At 62.3% G+C, this 16657-nt stretch carries 12 protein-coding genes and 1 tRNA gene; 8 read left to right on the forward strand and 5 right to left on the reverse strand.

The window, feature by feature from the left end:
* Positions 1 to 22 precede the first annotated feature (22 nt).
* Together NW830_RS02920 and NW830_RS02925 are read left to right on the forward strand one after the other, a co-directional pair.
* Positions 23 to 1075 carry a Gfo/Idh/MocA family oxidoreductase gene (locus tag NW830_RS02920; RefSeq protein ID WP_414360747.1) on the forward strand — a complete coding sequence of 351 codons (1053 nt, stop codon included), beginning with the start codon at positions 23 to 25 and terminating at the stop codon, positions 1073 to 1075.
* A gap of 42 nt (positions 1076 to 1117) precedes the next feature.
* Positions 1118 to 2026: a sulfite exporter TauE/SafE family protein gene (locus NW830_RS02925; protein WP_414360748.1), complete on the forward strand. Its 909-nt coding sequence runs from the start codon at positions 1118 to 1120 to the stop codon at positions 2024 to 2026.
* Between the two features lie 82 nt (positions 2027 to 2108).
* Here the strand turns inward: NW830_RS02925 and pheA are convergent, their stop codons facing one another.
* The 4 genes from pheA to sppA form a co-directional block, all read right to left on the reverse strand.
* A complete protein-coding gene (gene pheA / locus NW830_RS02930) occupies positions 2109 to 3005 on the reverse strand; it encodes a prephenate dehydratase (protein WP_414360751.1) in 897 nt (298 codons plus the stop codon).
* Positions 3006 to 3016: 11 nt separating this feature from the next.
* Positions 3017 to 3382: a late competence development ComFB family protein gene (locus tag NW830_RS02935; protein WP_414360753.1), complete on the reverse strand. Its 366-nt coding sequence runs from the start codon at positions 3380 to 3382 to the stop codon at positions 3017 to 3019.
* Between the two features lie 82 nt (positions 3383 to 3464).
* Complete coding sequence (gene alr / locus NW830_RS02940; RefSeq protein ID WP_414360756.1) at positions 3465 to 4784, reverse strand: alanine racemase; 1320 nt, start codon at positions 4782 to 4784, stop codon at positions 3465 to 3467.
* A gap of 26 nt (positions 4785 to 4810) precedes the next feature.
* Positions 4811 to 5851, reverse strand: a complete 1041-nt coding sequence (gene sppA, locus NW830_RS02945; protein ID WP_414360758.1) for a signal peptide peptidase SppA — start codon at positions 5849 to 5851, stop codon at positions 4811 to 4813.
* A 358-nt stretch (positions 5852 to 6209) separates the two neighbouring features.
* On the opposite strand from sppA, the gene NW830_RS02950 reads away from it, so the two are divergent.
* The 4 genes from NW830_RS02950 to NW830_RS02965 all read left to right on the forward strand — a co-directional run bounded on the left by NW830_RS02950 (position 6210) and on the right by NW830_RS02965 (position 11349).
* Positions 6210 to 6282 (forward strand) — tRNA-Ala (locus NW830_RS02950).
* A gap of 173 nt (positions 6283 to 6455) precedes the next feature.
* Entirely contained in the window at positions 6456 to 7655 is a 1200-nt protein-coding gene (locus tag NW830_RS02955) for a hypothetical protein (RefSeq protein ID WP_414360760.1), read from the forward strand.
* A 29-nt stretch (positions 7656 to 7684) separates the two neighbouring features.
* Positions 7685 to 10078: a primosomal protein N' gene (gene priA / locus NW830_RS02960; protein ID WP_414360817.1), complete on the forward strand. Its 2394-nt coding sequence runs from the start codon at positions 7685 to 7687 to the stop codon at positions 10076 to 10078.
* A 158-nt stretch (positions 10079 to 10236) separates the two neighbouring features.
* The gene (locus tag NW830_RS02965) at positions 10237 to 11349 is read left to right on the forward strand and encodes an isocitrate/isopropylmalate dehydrogenase family protein (RefSeq protein ID WP_414360762.1); all 1113 of its coding nucleotides are present in this window, start codon (positions 10237 to 10239) and stop codon (positions 11347 to 11349) included.
* Positions 11350 to 11380: 31 nt separating this feature from the next.
* Here NW830_RS02965 and NW830_RS02970 read toward each other — a convergent pair whose 3' ends face one another.
* Positions 11381 to 12307 (reverse strand): D-isomer specific 2-hydroxyacid dehydrogenase family protein, encoded by a 927-nt coding sequence (locus NW830_RS02970; protein WP_414360765.1) that lies wholly within the window; start codon positions 12305 to 12307, stop codon positions 11381 to 11383.
* Between the two features lie 558 nt (positions 12308 to 12865).
* On the opposite strand from NW830_RS02970, the gene pheT reads away from it, so the two are divergent.
* Complete coding sequence (gene pheT / locus NW830_RS02975) at positions 12866 to 15337, forward strand: phenylalanine--tRNA ligase subunit beta (RefSeq protein WP_414360768.1); 2472 nt, start codon at positions 12866 to 12868, stop codon at positions 15335 to 15337.
* A gap of 121 nt (positions 15338 to 15458) precedes the next feature.
* A complete protein-coding gene (gene argB, locus NW830_RS02980; RefSeq protein WP_414360819.1) occupies positions 15459 to 16346 on the forward strand; it encodes an acetylglutamate kinase in 888 nt (295 codons plus the stop codon).
* Positions 16347 to 16657: the final 311 nt, after the last annotated feature.

Consider the following 16657-nt stretch of genomic DNA (forward strand, 5'->3'; position numbering starts at 1 on the left):
GTGGTGGAGGTAGTGGTAACCTATGGCTCGATCCTGCCCGCGTCCTACCAACTCTCCCCGCCGTTACCCCGGGCAGCCAGTCCCTGTGGGCGTCATTGGGGTCGGCAACATGGGCCAGCACCACGCCCGCGTCTTTAGCTTGATGAAGGATGTGCAAGTGGTGGGCGTGGCTGACATCAATGTGGAGCGGGGCTTGGATGTAGCCAGCCGCTATCGGGTTCACTTCTACGAAGACTACCGGGAACTGCTGCCCCACGTGGCCGCTGTTGCCATTGCCGTTCCCACCGTTCTTCACCACGAGGTAGGTATGGCCTGCCTGGAGGCGGGGGTGCACGTGTTAATTGAAAAGCCCATTGCCGCCAGCATTGCTGAGGCAGAATCCCTGGTCAACCGCGCCGCCGACTGCAATTGTATTCTGCAGGTGGGACACATTGAGCGCTTCAGCCCCGTCTTTCAAAGGCTGGGGCAGGTTTTGCAGCGCGAAGAACCGCTGGCCTTTGAGGCCCATCGCCTTAGCCCTTATTCCGACCGCGCCAGTGATGTGTCGGTGGTGTTTGACCTGATGATCCACGACATTGACCTGTTGCTGGAGCTGATCCCTTCCCCTGTAACCCAGATTACTGCCAGCGGCAACCGCGCCTCCAAGCTGGGCTACCTGGACTACGTCACTGCCACCCTCACCTTTGCCAACGGCGCCATCGCCACTCTCACCGCCAGCAAGGTCACCCACCGCAAGGTGCGCAAAATTGCCGTCCACTGCAAAAATGCCCTCGTGGAGGCCGACTTTCTGCACAACGAGATCTCCATCTACCGCCAGGGAGGCAGCAGCAGCAGCGACTACGGCCAGGGATCCTACCAGCGGGATTGCCTCATCGAGAAGGTTCACATCGAACCTATTGACAAGCTCCACGCTGAGCTGGAGCACTTTATCAACTGTGTGCGGGGGGGCAATCAGCCGTCGGTGGGCGGGGAGCAGGCCCTGAAGGCCTTGAAGTTGGCTTCTGAGGTGGAGCGGATCGCCTTAGATGGATGCGCCTGGAGGGAGGCCAAGCCCTGCCGGAGCTTTTTGTCTTAACTTTGCCGCCGGTATTCAGGCGGTATCTTCTGCCAGCCGGTCATGGGTGGGGAGGGCGAGGATGGCAAAGGCTTGGTGGAGAAGCAAGGTCGAGCAATCGTGGTAGAGGAAGGGTTGGCCTTGGCAATTGGCGGCCTGGCGGCAGGGATCCTGGCCGGTTTTTTGGGCATTGGCGGCGGGACAATCTTGGTGCCCTTGCAGGTGAGCTTGGGGATCCCGCCGCTGCAGGCGGTGGCCACCAGCAACTTTTCCATTCTCCTCACCTCCCTGGCGGGCAGCCTCCACAACTGGCGCATGGGGATGTTGGATCCCAAACGGGTGATCCTGCTAGGGATCCCGGCTCTGGTTACAGCTCAGGGAGGGGCGCTCCTTGCCAGTTACCTGCCTAGCTATCTGCTACTAGCGGCCTTTGGGGTGCTGTTGCTGGCAAACCTTTACCTGGTGGAGCTGCGCAAAACCGTGGTCGCCCACGCCCAAGCGTTGGAGAGGCCAGTTGTTACTGCCGGCAGGCAGATGCCGCTGTGGCTGGCCCGCGCCCTCACCGGTGGCGCTGCTGGCTTGTTGGCGGGGCTTTTTGGCCTCGGCGGTGGCCTCATCCTGGTGCCCCTGCAGATCCTGCTGTTGGGGGAAAGCCTCAAGGTGGCCATCCAAACCAGCTTGGGGGCAATTGTTCTCACGGCAACTGCCGCTACCCTCGGCCATGCGGGCCTGGGCAACTGGATGGCGAACGCTCTCGGCTTTGGAGATGGCACCATCCGCCAGAATGTGCTCTGGATCCCAGGCCTAATCCTAGGAACAGGGGGGTTGGTGGGCGTCCAGATCAGTACCCGCACCCTGCCCAAGCTGCCGGATGAGATTGTCAGCCTGCTTTTCCGAACCTTTCTTGCTGGGCTTTCCCTCTATGTTTTTTGGCAAGCCTGGCAGAACTACCAGGCCCTGGACAACCAGTAGCTATTTCTCACTTCAACGCCTTGCCCTCCTTATGGGGAAAAACTCGCTGGTGGCCGCCCTTGGGAAGCCTCTGAAGCTGGCGCTAGGAGGCGAGGGAAAGGCTCTCACTCGACTTACAGAGGTCGTGGACGGGGTAGCTGCCAAAAAGCTTTAGGGTCTCTGCAATCGCTTCCAGAGCAGCAATTACCTCTGCATCTAGGTAGGGCTGGCCGGCCGGGTTCTCCAGATCAACAAAGAAGACGTAGGTACCCGCCGATTTCTTGGTGGGGCGCGACTCGATGCGCGACATATTGAGGCCCCGCTCCGCAAAGACCTGTAGCGGCTTCAGCAGGGCCCCTGGCACATTGTGGGGCAGGCTAAAGGCCAAGGAAGTATGGGATCCTCCCGGTGAGGATCCGTGGCGGCCCACCACCCAAAAGCGAGTGCAATTATCCGGGTGGTCGTTGATTGGGCAGGCCAAGACCGGCAGTTGGTAGAGCTCAGCGGCCCGCTCTGAGGCGATGACGGCAGCATTGGGCTGTCCTCGCAGCCGATCCAATTCTTCGGTGGTCGACCGGGTCGGGATCAAAGTGGCCCGGGGCAGATGGGATCGCAGCCACGCCTGACATTGGGCCAAGGCTTGGGGATGGGAATAGACCTGCTCAATCTGCTCCAAGGCCGAAGCACAGCCGATGAGGGCATGGCGGATCGGCAGGATCAGCGCCTGGCGAATGCTCAGCCCCTCCAGTTGCCAGAGGGCATCCAGGGTCATGGAGACCCCGCCCTCAACGGAGTTTTCCACCGGCACCACCGCCCAGGCTTGCTCGCCGCTAGCCACGGCTTCCAAGCAGGCGCCAATGGTGGGGTAGGGCACCAGGGGGTGGGATCCCTGGCTGTGCAGATGGGGCTGCTCGGGACAGGCCAGCAGAGCGGCCAACTCCGTATAGGTTCCGGCAGGGCCTAGAAAAGCTACTGGCACAGGGGAGACAACTGCAGCCATCCCTTAGTCAGTCAAGTATCGCTGGGAGCTAGCTCTAACTCTACCGTCTCAGCCTCCCTCTGTAGCAGCGGGCAGTTAGGCTCTGGACAGCGGGGATTGGCTGCCACCCTGTCCATCGCCTTCGCCACCTCCAGGCGAATTTGCCTCTGCAGCTCTTGATCCGCTTGGATAGCTTCCAGAGTGGAGATGGAGCCTTCAAAGCTGGTGGCGTAGCGAGGCGGGAGGTTGTTGAGGGCCAGGGCGGCAGCATCGTGACAGAATCGCTCGCAGAAGCAGTAACGCTGCTGGCTTTCTAGAAGCAGCATCTCGTTCACGACTTCTAGGACAGCCCGCTCCATTTGATTTTCCAGCCTCCTCAGGGGTTTGCGTGCCTCCATGGCTGCCTCCTTTCCATTGCCGATGGCGAATTGTCCCCGCCTCTCTTCCAGCCAGGATCTCCTACCCTCTAGCGTACCCAGCTCAGCAAACAGGGCTACTGCTAGCGGCCCCTTCGTTGACGAGTATCCTCGGCAGGCGGGCAGAAAGCCCACACAGCAGTTCGTAGGAAATGGTGCCCACCTGTTCGGCCCAATCCTGGATGGATAAGCCCATCCTCTCTACGTGAGAGCCCAGCAGTTCTACCTCATCCCCCACCTGGACGTCTGGCCTCTCGGTTACATCCCACATGCACTGATCCATGGTGATGGTGCCCACCTGCTGGATGAGGCCGCCCCGCACCCACCCCCGCAGCCAGCCGGAAAGCTGCCTTGGGATCCCGTCGGCGTAGCCAATGGCTAGGGTGGCAATGCGGCTGGGCCGGGAAGTGATGTAGCGGTGTCCGTAGCTGACGCCGGTGTAGGCAGGTACGGTTTGGATGTGGGTCAGCCGCGCCTTGAGGCGCAGGATTGGTCTCAGCCCCGGCACCTGCAGGTGGGGGGCAGGAGACAAGCCGTAGAGGGCTAACCCCAGCCGCACGCGGGAGTAGTGAAGACGGGTGAGGGCGCCGGCGGAGTTATCCAGATGCAGGGGGGGCAAGGGATCCCCGGCCTGGCGGATCTGCTCCACCACCTGGGCAAAGCGGGCCTCTTGCTGGGCCATCACCGGAGAATCGGGCTCATCTGCCGTTGCGAAGTGGGAAAATAGGCTACGGCCTTCCAGCTCGGGGATCCGGCAGATCTGCCCCCACACGGCGGCAGCCTCCTGCCAAGGGATCCCCAGGCGGGTCATGCCCGTATCGACATTGACGTGCACCGGAACTGGTCGCCCGGCCCAGCAGGCCACCTGGCGCAGCAGGGGGATTTGCTCAGCCCGGGTGAGGCTGACCTCTAGCTGCGCAGCCATGGCCTGCTGCAGCTCCGCCCAGGTATTCAAAGCACCTAGAACCAGGATGGGAGCCTGTAAGCCTATCTGGCGCAGCTCGATCCCTTCGGCCAGGGTAGCCACACACAGCCCCTTAGCCCCGGCAGCCACCAGCAGGGGAGCCACCAAACGAGCTCCATGGCCGTAGGCATTGGCCTTGACCACTGCCCAGATCTCCACATTTGAGCCCAGGCGGGCCTGCAACAGCCTTAGGTTTTCTCGCAACTGGGCCGCGTCAATTTCCACCCACGCCCGGCTGGTCAGCAACTCCCGCTCTAGGTTGCAATCCGGCCAGAGCCTCGTCTTGCCAACGGGATCCGCCTCCTGGGATCCCTGGCCCAGGGCCTCCCTCTGGCTCCACGGGGCAGACGCCGTAGCCAGAGGGCTAGGCACTGCCGCCACCAGCCCAGCAGCGTCGTCTGGCGTGGACAATCTCCTCACACCCGGCCAATGCATCAGTGCTAGATTTAGCGCAAAGTCCAGCCCGCTGCCATCCACAGCAGCGGCACTTCCGGGATCCCGGCCACCGCGTCGTTCTCCCCCAAGTGAGCTGGCCAGAGACTTTGCCCTTGCAGAGGCAGTCCTTGGCTCAATAGCCGCCGCAGCGCGCGTTGGAGCGGATCTCTCTCCCCTGCTGGTGACAAGGAGGGATCCCCCGTCATCCGCCGCAGATCCTCCACGGCTTCGGTGTATCCTCCCAAGGCATCCACCAGGCCCAGCTCCACCGCCTGGGCCCCAGTAAAGAGGCGCCCATCAGCCAACTGGCGCACGCGGGCCTCATCCAGACTCTGCCGCCGCGCGATCATCTCTGCATCCAGCACCGCCTCTGCGCCTTTTTCCGGCAAGCGTTGGCGCCCACGGGCCACATCGCGAACAAACTGGTCGAGAGTGTCCTCGACCAGCTCTTGCAGCAGACGTTGTTCCTGGGGGGTAGCAGCACGGAAAGGGGAAAGAATATCTTTGTACTCGCCGGTTTTGAAGGTCTGCGGCTCTATGCCGTAGTTTTCGAGCAATTTGCCGAAGTTAAGGCTGCTGATGATCACTCCTATGCTGCCCGTCAGAGTACCCGGGTTGGCGTAGATCTTGTCGGCAGCACTGGCCACGTAGTAGCCGCCGCTGGCGGCAATGTCTTCCAGAATGGCGATCACCGGCTTACCGGCCTCCCGCAGGGCGGTGACGGCGCGGTAGAGTTCCTGGCTGGATCCCACGGCCCCCCCAGGACTGTTGATGCGCAGCAGGACGGCTTTGACCGTGCTATCCTCAACCGCCTCTTGCAACTGCTCCAAAGGGGAGAGGGGCAAGCCCACCAAGGCCGAGCGGCGCAGGCCGCCTATTGGGCCCTCGAGGGTGACCACCTCAATGCGATCCGCCCCCCGAGGAGTCTCTAGACCAACTCCCCCTCCAGTCGACTCGGCAGCAGGTCGCCTGCTGCCAATCAGGGCTGCAATGAGGCAAACCACTAGCAAAGCAGCCGCCAAAATGCGGTTCAGCTGACTTTCCTGGGTCACAGGCTCCCCCTTGTCACTGACTCTGTTCTATCACTCGGCAAGCTTCTGGAGCGACTGACCCCAAGGCACAACTGGCCCTGTCCTCTGCAGGCAAGCAGGGGAAGGGTAGTGCGGACAGTCAAGCAGTTGTAGTATACTGGCTAGTGCCACCTAAAGCAGCCTACGGCAGGATAGGCCGAGGCTTGTGCCTGGAGAAGTCCGAAGGAGGGATAAGGCTTGCCCCAGATTAGGTGCTTGGTCAAGAGGGCAGCTATTTCCCAGGAAGGAAAGACAAGCTTCTTGCATCAGCAGAGCTGCTTCTCTAGGCTAGAATTGGGTAGAGGGGGATGCTACTGTCGAACCCTTTGACTTTAGTCTCGGGGCTTTAGCTCAGTTGGTAGAGCACTTCAATGGCATTGAAGGGGTCAGCGGTTCGAGTCCGCTAAGCTCCATTGCCAAAGCAGTCAGGGGAGGGAAGAGAGGTGCAGAGAGACTCTCGGAGAGGGCCAAGGTTGCCGTAGCTGCTCTGCAAAGTGGGGGGCGGGAGGCCATGAAGCTTCGCCCTCTGGCTTGAACCAAGCAGAAAATCTCCCTATACTTCAGGAAGCTTCGTCTCCCTTTACCTATGCGTGTTCCCTCCTCAGGCGACCCGGATCCCACCCTTCCCGAGGCTCAGGCTGGCCAGTTGGCCCGGGAGGCTGTTCCGCTTGCCCAACCAGAGGCGGATCCCCCGGCAGCCCCTCCTTTGACCCTGCGGCAGCAGCAGTTGCAGTCTTGGCTAGCCGAAGCTCCAGGGGAGCTGCAGGAGCAGCACACTCTTCAAAATCTGCAGGCTGAAGTCCAAGCCCTGCGCACTCAGCTGCAGGAGCGGGAACGCGCCCTGCAGCAGTTGCAACAAACCCTGGCAGAGCAAAAGGTTCAGCTCTCGGAGCAAGAAGCTCAGCTGGCGGCACGACAACGCCTCAACGAGCGGCAGCGCCAAGACATCGAAGCCTTACAGGAGCAGATCGAGCAGTTACGGCTGGCCCATGCCCAGGAGCGCCGTCAGTGGGAACACCGTCAGCAGGAGCTGCAGGCGTCGCTGCTGGAAGCCCAGGATCTGGCCGAAAGACGGGGGGGGATGCTGCAGCGCTTCAAGGCCGAGCTTTCTTTGGCCCGCACCCAACTGGCGGAAGCGCAGGCAGAGCTGAGCGGACTACGGGCTCTCTACAACGAGCAGCGGGCCGCTTGGCAGGAAGAACGGGAGCGCCTTGAGGCGCGGCTAGCAGGCTATGCTGAGACGGAGGCGGAAGCGCAGCAGCGCTGGCAGGAGCAACGGCAGGAATTAGAGGCGGCCCTCTCCCAAGCCCAGGAGGAAATTGCCCGCTGGCAGAAGCAGTACACCCAGGCCCAGCAGCATCTTGAGGAGTTGGAGCGGCAGCTCCAAGCGGCTTTGGAGCAGCTTGCCGAACAATCTGCTAGGCAATCCCAGTGGCGCTCTGCCCAGGTGGCCATTGCCCATTTACAGGAACAAACCGAAGCCTTGGAGGCCCAGGTGAAGGCTCTGCAGGCAGAGCGAGCGGCTCTTTTAGAAGAGAACCGCGCCCTGAAAGAGAAGTACGAGCAGCAACAAATGCATGTGCTTAGCCTGAAGGCAGCCCTAGAGCGCAGAGGTCTGGAGATTCCGTCTCAGGTTGATAGGGTGGCCAAGGTGGGCGACACGCCAAGGGGAGCCAAGTCTCCTGCCCCCCTCCAGGCCGCTAAGCCTGTGCCTCAGCCACGACCTCTGCTGGCTCGGGCCGGGAGGCAAGCGGTAGACCTGCCGCGGTTTTTGCCCCGTCCGTGAGGGATTCTGCTCCTCCCCGCTGGTTGGAGGTGTGGGTGGATCATCCTCGCTTGGGGGGGTGCTTTATCTACCGTGTGCCGGAGGGATGGGAGCCGGAGGCTGGCGATCTCCTCAGAGTTCCCTTTGGCCAGCAGGTGGTGGGAGCAGTGGCCCTGGGCTGGCGCACCGAGTTGCCGGCAGGGGTAGATCCCCAGTCAGTGCGGGCAATCGAGGCGGTGGTGGCCAAGGGGATCCTGCCCCAGGAGTTCTGGCCGCTGCTGCAGCGGGTAGCCGATTACTATCTCACTCCTCTGGCGCAGGTGGTGCGCACCGTTTTGCCGCCGGGCTTGCTGAGCCGCTCCCAGCGGCGGATCCGCCTGGTTGGATCCCCGCAAGGGGAATGTTCGCCGGCTGCCCAGGCTTTGCTGCGGCTGCTCCAGGAGAAGGGGGGGGAGCTGTCTTGGCGTTACCTCCAGCAGCAGCTGCCCGGCGCCGAGGTGGCTCTGCGGGAGCTGCAGCGGCGGGGTTGGGTAGAGAGCTTCTGGCAGGAGCAGCAGGGGGGCAGGGTGAAAACCCAACAGGCGGCCACCCTAGTGGAGGACTCGCTGGAGGGGCTGAGCTTGCCCCAGCAGAAGGCCCTGCAGATCCTCAAGCAAAAGGGGGGAGAGCTGCTGCTGGTCGAGTGGGAGCGCCTAGCGGGGGTGAGCCGGTCAGTGTTGCAGAGCCTGGCCCGCAAAGGCCGGGTGCACCTCTACGAGCGACCTCTGCTGCGGCTGGGGGAGGCCGGCCGGCCTGTGGAGAAAGATTGGCCCAAGCCTCTGACGCCAGCCCAGGCCGAGGCAGTGGCGGCCATCCAGCAAGCCCTGGGGCGAAACCAACGCTTTCTGCTGCACGGGGTCACCGGCTCTGGCAAGACGGAGGTCTACCTGCAAGTCATTGCCCAGGTGCTGCAGCAGGGGCGGTCGGCCTTGGTGCTGGTGCCGGAGATTGGCCTTACCCCGCAACTGACGGATCGCTTTCGGGCGCGGCTGGGATCCCGCGTGTGGACTTACCACAGCGGCCTCTCGGCAGGGGAGCGCTACGACCTCTGGCGGCAGATGTTGGTCTCTGCTCCCCAGGTGGTGATCGGCACCCGCTCGGCAGTGTTTGCCCCTTTGGCCAATCTCGGCCTGATTGTTTTGGACGAGGAGCACGATGACAGCTTCAAGCAGGATCAGCCCCAGCCCTGTTACCACGCCCGCCAGGTGGCGGAGTGGCGGGCCGAGCTGGCCAACTGTCCCTTGGTTTTAGGCAGCGCCACACCGGCGGTGGAGACCTACGCCGCCCACCTGCAGGATCCGCAGCGCTGGGTTCGCCTCTCTTTGCCGCAGCGCATCCCCCAGGCGGGGATCCCGGCCACCCTGCCCCACCTGGAGCTGGTGGATATGCGCCAGGAGCTGCAGGCCGGTAACCGCAGCATTCTCAGCCGCCGCCTGCAACAAGCTCTGCAGGAGACTTTGGACAGGGGAGAACAGGCCATCCTCTTTGTTCCCCGCCGCGGCTACAGCACCTTTGTCCTCTGTCGCAGTTGCGGCTTTGTCCTCACCTGCGCCCATTGCGATGTCTCCCTCACCTTTCACGTGGAGGGCGGGCAAGAGCTGCGCTGTCACTACTGCGGCGCCCGCCAACCCCATCCCCAGCGCTGCCCTGCCTGTGGCTCGCCCTACCTCAAGCACTTCGGCACTGGTACCCAGAAGGTGGTGGAAGTGCTGCAGCAGCACTGGCCGCAGCTGGGGATCCTGCGCTACGACAGCGACGCCACTCGCCGCAAGGGATCCCACCGGGACTTGCTGGAGCAGTTTCGCAGCGGCAAAGCGCAGGTGCTGGTGGGCACCCAGATGCTCACCAAGGGGCTGGACATTCCCCAGGTAACGCTGGTGGGGGTGGTGGCCGCCGATGGACTGCTGCACCAGCCTGACTACCGCGCTGGCGAGCGTACCTTTCAACTCCTGACCCAAGTGGCGGGCCGGGCAGGACGGGGATCCCTGCCGGGCCAGGCAATTATCCAGACCTATTTGCCAGAGCACCCCATCTTGCAAGCGGTGCTGGCCCACAACTACGAGGGCTTTGTCCAGGCCGAGCTGCGCCAACGCCAAGAGGGGGGCTATCCCCCCTATCGGGCCCTGATTTTGGTGCGCTTGAGCAGCAGCCGCCTGGAGGTGCTGGAGCGCTACTGCAGCCGCCTAGCTGAGGGCCTGCAGGGGATCCCGGCAGAGGTGTTGGGGCCAGGACCGGCCCAAGTGGAGCGGGTTGCCGGCCGCTACCGCTGGCAGATCCTCCTCAAACAGCTTCCCGATCAGCCCTGGGATCGCGCCCAGATTGCGGCCCACCTGGGCAGCGCCCTTGGATCTATCCCCCAGGGGATTCGCGTCAGCCTCGATGTGGATCCGCTGCGGATCCTCTAGGGGCGGCAGTTTTGCCGCAGCTTGGCGTTGGATGGCCCCAACCTGTTTTATAGTCGTTTAAGCTTCGTTTAAGCTCAGGGACCCCCACCGGCTCAAAGGCCGGCGCTAGGCGGGATCCCGTCAAGCTGCCAGCGTCAATCCTGGGAGGAGAAGGATTTGTGGCCTATCGTGTAACGTTGATCCCCGGCGATGGCATTGGCCCGGAAGTAACCAGGGCAATGACCACAGTCCTGGAGGCCACCGGGGTGGACTTGGAGTGGATCCGAGTAGAAGCAGGGGTAGAGGTGATTGAGAAATACGGCACGCCTTTGCCACCGCAGGTGTTGGAGTCCATCCGGGAAACCAGAGTGGCCATCAAAGGGCCCATCGGCACCCCTGTAGGCACGGGCTTTCGCTCAGTCAATGTAGCCATCCGCAAAGAGCTGGATCTCTACGCCAACCTGCGCCCGGCCAAGTCCATCCCCGGCATCAAAAGCCCCTTTCAAAACGTTGACCTGGTGGTGGTGCGGGAAAACACCGAGGATCTCTACGCCGGGATCGAGTTCGAGCGAGGCACCCCCGAAGCAGCCCACGCTCGCGAGGAGATGATGCGTCTTTCTGGCAAGTTCATCCGCGAGGGATCTGCCATTGGCATCAAACCCATCTCGGAGTTTGGCAGCCGTCGCATTGTCAAGTTTGCTTTTGAATATGCCCGCCAAAACGGCCGCAAAAAGGTAACGGCCGTTCACAAAGCCAACATCATGAAGTTTACCGACGGCCTGTTTTTGCAGGTGGCACGGGAGGTGGCCCAGGAGTACCCCGACATCGAGTTTGAAGATCGCATTGTCGACAACATGTGCCTGCAACTGATGCAAAAGCCCCAGCTCTACGATGTGCTGGTACTCACCAATCTTTATGGGGATATTATCTCGGATCTGTGCGCCGGCATGATTGGGGGGCTGGGGGTGGCGCCGGGGGCCAACATTGGGGATGGCATTGCAGTTTTTGAGGCCATCCACGGCTCGGCGCCCAAGTACGCCGGCCAAAACAAGGTCAACCCCTCTGCCCTTATCCTCTCCGGCGCCATGATGCTGCGCTACCTGGGCGAGCGGGAAGCTGCCGCGAGGGTAGAAGCGGCAGTGCGGTCGGTCATTGCCGAAGGCAAGTACGTCACCTACGACCTAGCGCAAGGGGAGCCCGTCGGCACCCAGGAGATGGCTGAGGCCATTGCCGCCCGCGTGCAGGAGATGGCCCCCCATGAGGGCCGGGATCCTATTCCCATCGAGTCCTAGATCCCTGCTTCCCTCGGGAGAGGGTGAGGGCTCAGTAACCCAGAACCGGATCCACCACCCCCAGCAAGGGTTCTCCCAGCCGAAAGCGGCGCACGTTTTCCCGCACCCGCTCGGAGAGGGCAGGGACAATCATGGCGTCGGTGATGGCCGTGTGGGGGGTAATGAGGCAATTGGGCAAGCGCCAGAGGGGATGTCCCTCCGGCAGCGGCTCTGGGTCTGTAACATCTAGGGCAGCGCCTCGAATGATCCCTTCCTGCAAGGCGCTTACCAGATCTGCAGTTACGATATGTTTCCCGCGGGCCACATTGACCAGCCAGCAGCCGGCTCCCATCTGCTCCAGCTCTGGCCGGGCAATGATCCCCTCTGTCTCGGGGGTGAGGGCCAAGGCCAGGATCACCACATCCGCTCCTGCCAGCACCGCCTGCCGCTCTGCCAGGGTCACCACCCGGCTAGCTCCTGGCAAGGGATCCGCCCTGCGCCGCACCACGTCAATGGAGCAGCGGAAGGGCTGTAACAACTGGATCAGCGCCTGGGCAATGCCCCCCGCCCCAAAGATAACCACGCGGCTGCCCCGGAGGCTGGTGCCGGATCCCGGCTGCCACGTCTGGGCCAGAGCGCGCTGCTTGAGATCCCGCAGGCCGGCCAAAGTGAGGGCCAGGGCATGCTCGGCCACCGCCTGAGCGTACACTCCTTTGCCGCAGGTCCACACATAGGCAGGATCCAGAATACCCGCTTGGGCAAAAGGCTCTACCCCTGCCCAGGGCAACTGCACCCAGCGGATCCCTTGGCCCTCTGCTAGGCAACGCCTTAAACTCGGCACATCGAAGCCATCGGTCCAGACCAAGGCTTCTGCTTCGGATAGGGGCACAATTTCGCCACCCCCCGCCAAGACTGCTGCCTTCAGCCAGGGGCGAAGATCAGCCGGCTCAACAGCAATGCGCTTGCCTTGAATGCCCATTGCAGCTGGTGGAGAAGGGCTTTCCTCCGTTTTGACCTCCTTGCCGCCCTCAAGGGGGGATGCCTACCGCGCAGTTGCTAAGGGCTCCCTCCTCCTGAGGCAAACGGTGAGCTCCTGGACCGAGGGCCTGCTGGCTACTCCCACCCTGCCGTAGGCGGCAGCAAGACCATTAAAAGCCCATAGCCCGCCAAAGGTAAACCAGGTAGGACGGGACTTGTCACCCATTGGGGTAAAAGAGGGTTAAGGGATCCCAAAAGGAGGAGGGAGGGGCAATGGGGAGGGTCTAGGTTGAGAAGTACTGCCTCTGCTTACCTCTGCGCCATGACCCTTTCTGAGTTTCTGACCCTAATAGCGCTGCTCTTTCCAGGGATCCTGCTGTCATTGATCCTGATGGCCACTTTTGCTGCTGGGGGATAGGGAGGAACCGCAAGCCCGGCACCCCTGCCGCAGCCTTTGGAGAGTTCCGCAGGCCGTCTCCCCGCTTTGGGAGGAGGAGTTCTGCTGAGAGGGGAGCGGAGTAAGCGATAATGAGGGCGGCGTTGGCACGCTGTAGTCGTGATGCGCATCTCCTTGAAGTGGTTGCGGGAACTGGTGGACTTTGAGCTTTCCCCCGAAGAACTGGCAGAAGCCCTCACAATGGTGGGCTTTGAAGTGGAGGAAATCGAGGACCGCCGCCGTTGGGCAGAGGGGGTGGTTCTGGGCAAGATTCTGACTGTCGAGCCCCATCCCCATGCCGATAAGCTGCGGGTTTGCCAGGTGGATTTGGGGGGCAAGCAGCCAGCTACGATTGTCTGCGGAGCGGCCAACGCCCGCCCTGGCCTGCTGGTTGCTGTAGCCACGCCAGGCGCCCATTTGCCTGCGGTGGACCTGACCATTGCCAAAGCAGAAAAGCGAGGGGTGCTTTCGGAGGGCATGATTTGTTCTCTGGCCGAGCTGGGCTTGGAGAAAACCTCAGAAGGGATCCACGAATTTCCGCCCGCTCTGGATCTCAAGGCCCACCCGCTGGGCTCTGATGTGCGCCCCCTCCTGGGCCTAGATGATGTGGTGTTGGATCTCACCTCCACCGCCAACCGCGCCGATGCCCTGAGCATGGTGGGGATTGCCCGCGAGGTGGCCGCCCTCACCCGCAATCCGCTGCGCCTGCCCCCAGTACAGTCCCTGCGGGCCCAGCCCATCCCCGATTTCAAACTGCGCATTGCCGACGCCAAAGCCTGCCCCGCCTACAGCGGCGTGCTGATTGAGGGGGTCAAGGTTGGTCCTTCTCCCGACTGGCTAAAACACCGCCTGGCCGCCGCTGGGATGCGCTCCATCAACAATGTTGTAGATGTTACCAATTTAATCCTGCTGGAATGGGGCCAGCCTTTGCACGCCTTCGATTGGGATCGCCTCCTGCAGGTCATGGGTAAGCAGGAGCCCACCATTGAGGTGCGCTTTGCCCAGGCGGGGGAAACGCTGAAGACCCTGGACGGCCAAACCCGTACTTTGCAGCCTGAAAGCCATCTCATCGTTGCTGGCAGCCACCCGGTGGCCCTAGCCGGTGTCATGGGAGGAGCGGAGACGGAGGTGGACGCGGCCACCACAAAGGTTTTTCTGGAAGCGGCCCTCTTTGACCCAGTGGTGACGCGCCGCTCAGCCCGCTCGCAGGGACTGCGCACGGAAGCCTCCGCCCGCTATGAGCGGGGTGTGAACATGGCTACCCTTGAGCTGGCGCGGGATCGGGCGGTGCAGTTGATTTTGCAGCTGGCCGGAGGCTCGGTGGTTGGCCTCACTACCTTTGACCAGCGGCCACCGCTAGAGCGGACCCTGCAGCTGCGGCTGTCGCGGCTCATTGATGTGCTGGGGGAGGAGGTGCGGCCAGAGGAGGTGGAGGAAATTTTGTCAGCTCTGGGCTTTCAGCTTTCCCCTTGTCAGGAAGCTGCCCCGAAGGCCGGCCCTGCTACCGAGACAGCGAGCGTAGCCCGCTGCATCTGGCAGGTCTCTGTTCCCCCCCATCGATTGCGGGATATCGAGCGAGAGATCGACCTCATTGAGGAGTTTGCCCGCCTCTACGGCTATGACCGCTTCTCAGAAACCCTGCCCACGGAGCCGCAGGTGGGATCCCTCTCTACACGGGAAGCTTTGACTCGGCAAATTCGCGAGGTGATGCGGGGCATTGGCCTGACGGAGGTGTACCACATCTCCCTCTGCTCGGCAGAAGCAGAGAGCTCCCTAGTGAGAATTGCCAATCCCCTCTCACCAGAGTACTCGGCCGTGCGCAAGGCGCTGCTACCCGGCTTGGTGGAGGCTTTCCGCTACAACTGGGCTCAGGGGAATGGCCCTCTACAGGCTTTTGAAATTGGCCATGTCTTCGACTATGCCCCTCCCTCTAGCCCTGAGCCTTACCAGGAGGCAGAACACCTGGGCGGCATTCTGGGTGGGGATCTCAACCCCAACGACTGGCGGCACTCCAACCAGCCCATGGACTGGTTTGAGGCCAAGGGGCTCTTGGTCTCAGCCCTGGAGCGGCTGGGATTTGCCCCCGAGTTTCGTCCGGATCCCCCTGCGGCGCAATCGCCCCTGTTGCACCCCGGCCGGCAAGCTGGCCTCTGGATCGAGGGATCCCGCATCGGCATCTTTGGGCAGTTGCACCCCCGCCTCTGCCAGGAGAAGGGGTTGCCGGACGAGGTTTATGGGTTTGAGGTGGATCTGGATCCCCTGCTGGCCGGCCTGGAGAGGCGGGGCCTGGTACAATTTTCTCCCTTTTCACCTTTCCCCGCCTCGGCGCGAGACATTGCCTTCTTTGCGCCGCTGGAGCTATCCGTGGCGGAAATCGAGAAGGTCATCCGCCAGGCGGCAGGTCCTCTGCTGCAGTCGGTGCAGCTTTTTGACGAATATCGGGGCCAGGGGGTACCACCAGGGCAGCGCAGCCTCGCCTTCCGCCTGGTCTATCGCGCTCTGGATCGCACCCTCACCGAGGCGGAGGTGGAAGCTGCGCAAAACCAAGTAAGAGCCCAGTTGGAGAAACACTTTCCGGTTACCTTGCGCAGCTAGCAGCCTGTCAGTTTCTAGTACGATCTTCTGGAAGTTTTTGTCTTCCACGGGACTCCTGGCCGTGCAGACCAACGCCTCTCTTTCAGGAACAACCAGCCCTCAGGCTGTAGCCTGCGATCCCCTGACACGGGCGCAGATTCTCATCGAAGCCCTGCCCTACATTCAGCAGTACCAGGGGCGCATCATGGTCATCAAATACGGCGGCGCCGCCATGGTGCAGCAGGAGCGCCGAGCTGAGGTGCTACGGGATATTGTCTTTCTTGCCTGTGTCGGCATTCGGCCGGTGCTGGTGCATGGCGGGGGGCCGGAAATCAACAGTTGGCTGCAGAAGCTGGGTATCCCCTTCAAGTTTGTCGATGGCCTGCGAGTAACCGATGCTGCCACCATGGAGGTGGTGGAGATGGTGCTGGTGGGCAAGGTTAACAAACAGATCGTGCAGTTGATTAGCCTGGCTGGCGGGTCGGCAGTGGGGCTGTGTGGCCGGGATGGCAACCTCATTAGAGCTCGCTCCCAGGGCCGAGCGGAAATTGGCTTTGTAGGGGAGGTGAGCAGCGTCAACCCCCAGGTGCTGCACACCCTACTGGAGGGCAGCCAGATCCCAGTCATTGCCAGCGTAGCCGCCGACGAGACCGGCCAAGCCTACAACATCAATGCTGATACGGTGGCCGGGGAGCTGGCAGCCTCTTTGGGGGCCGAAAAGTTAATCCTCCTCACCGACACCCCCGGCATCCTCAGAGACCCTGCCGATCCCAGCTCCCTAATTCCACTCCTGGATATCGAGACAGCCCGCCAGTTAATCCAGAGCGGCGTGGTTAGGGGCGGCATGATCCCTAAGGTGCAGTGTTGCATTCGCGCCCTGGCTCAAGGGGTTCGGGCTGCCCACATCCTAGACGGCGGATCCCCTCATTCCCTGCTCTTGGAACTGCTGACCGATGCTGGCGTGGGCACTAAGCTTGTCCCCTCTCAATTTTCCGCCCAGTTGGAGAGGCTCAACAATGGGGCCGGCTAGGCTCTCCCCCACCTAGCTAAGGAATTGGCTATCCACGCTAAGCTACGGCTAGGCGGGTTCTTGTTGGACTCGCTGCTGGCGTGAACTGTCCCAGTTGGGCTATGAGGACGGCCAGTTCTTGGGGCAGGTAGCGCTGGGTTTCTTTCTCTTGGTGCAGCCAAGAATGGGGCCTGCTGCCTGCTCAGCCAGCTCAAGAGCATCTTCGCGGGGTACCGGCAGCTGGGCCCCCCATTCGGCCAAGTACTCCTAGCCACGGATGGCCAGGCGCAGCCCCGTCAACAGCAAAGCGGCCACAGTGCTGGAGTAGCCTG

Source organism: Synechococcus sp. OH30, from assembly GCF_047462175.1.
Taxonomy (GTDB): domain Bacteria; phylum Cyanobacteriota; class Cyanobacteriia; order Thermostichales; family Thermostichaceae; genus Thermostichus.

Excerpts from the sequence above, each read along its gene's own strand:
- NW830_RS02920 (WP_414360747.1), top strand. The coding sequence starts at position 23 with ATGGCTCGATCCTGCCCGCGTCCTACCAACTCTCCCCGCCGTTACCCC.
- NW830_RS02925 (WP_414360748.1), top strand. The coding sequence starts at position 1,118 with ATGGGTGGGGAGGGCGAGGATGGCAAAGGCTTGGTGGAGAAGCAAGGT.
- pheA (WP_414360751.1), bottom strand. The coding sequence starts at position 3,005 with ATGGCTGCAGTTGTCTCCCCTGTGCCAGTAGCTTTTCTAGGCCCTGCC.
- NW830_RS02935 (WP_414360753.1), bottom strand. The coding sequence starts at position 3,382 with ATGGAGGCACGCAAACCCCTGAGGAGGCTGGAAAATCAAATGGAGCGG.
- NW830_RS02955 (WP_414360760.1), top strand. The coding sequence starts at position 6,456 with ATGCGTGTTCCCTCCTCAGGCGACCCGGATCCCACCCTTCCCGAGGCT.
- NW830_RS02970 (WP_414360765.1), bottom strand. The coding sequence starts at position 12,307 with ATGGGCATTCAAGGCAAGCGCATTGCTGTTGAGCCGGCTGATCTTCGC.
- pheT (WP_414360768.1), top strand. The coding sequence starts at position 12,866 with ATGCGCATCTCCTTGAAGTGGTTGCGGGAACTGGTGGACTTTGAGCTT.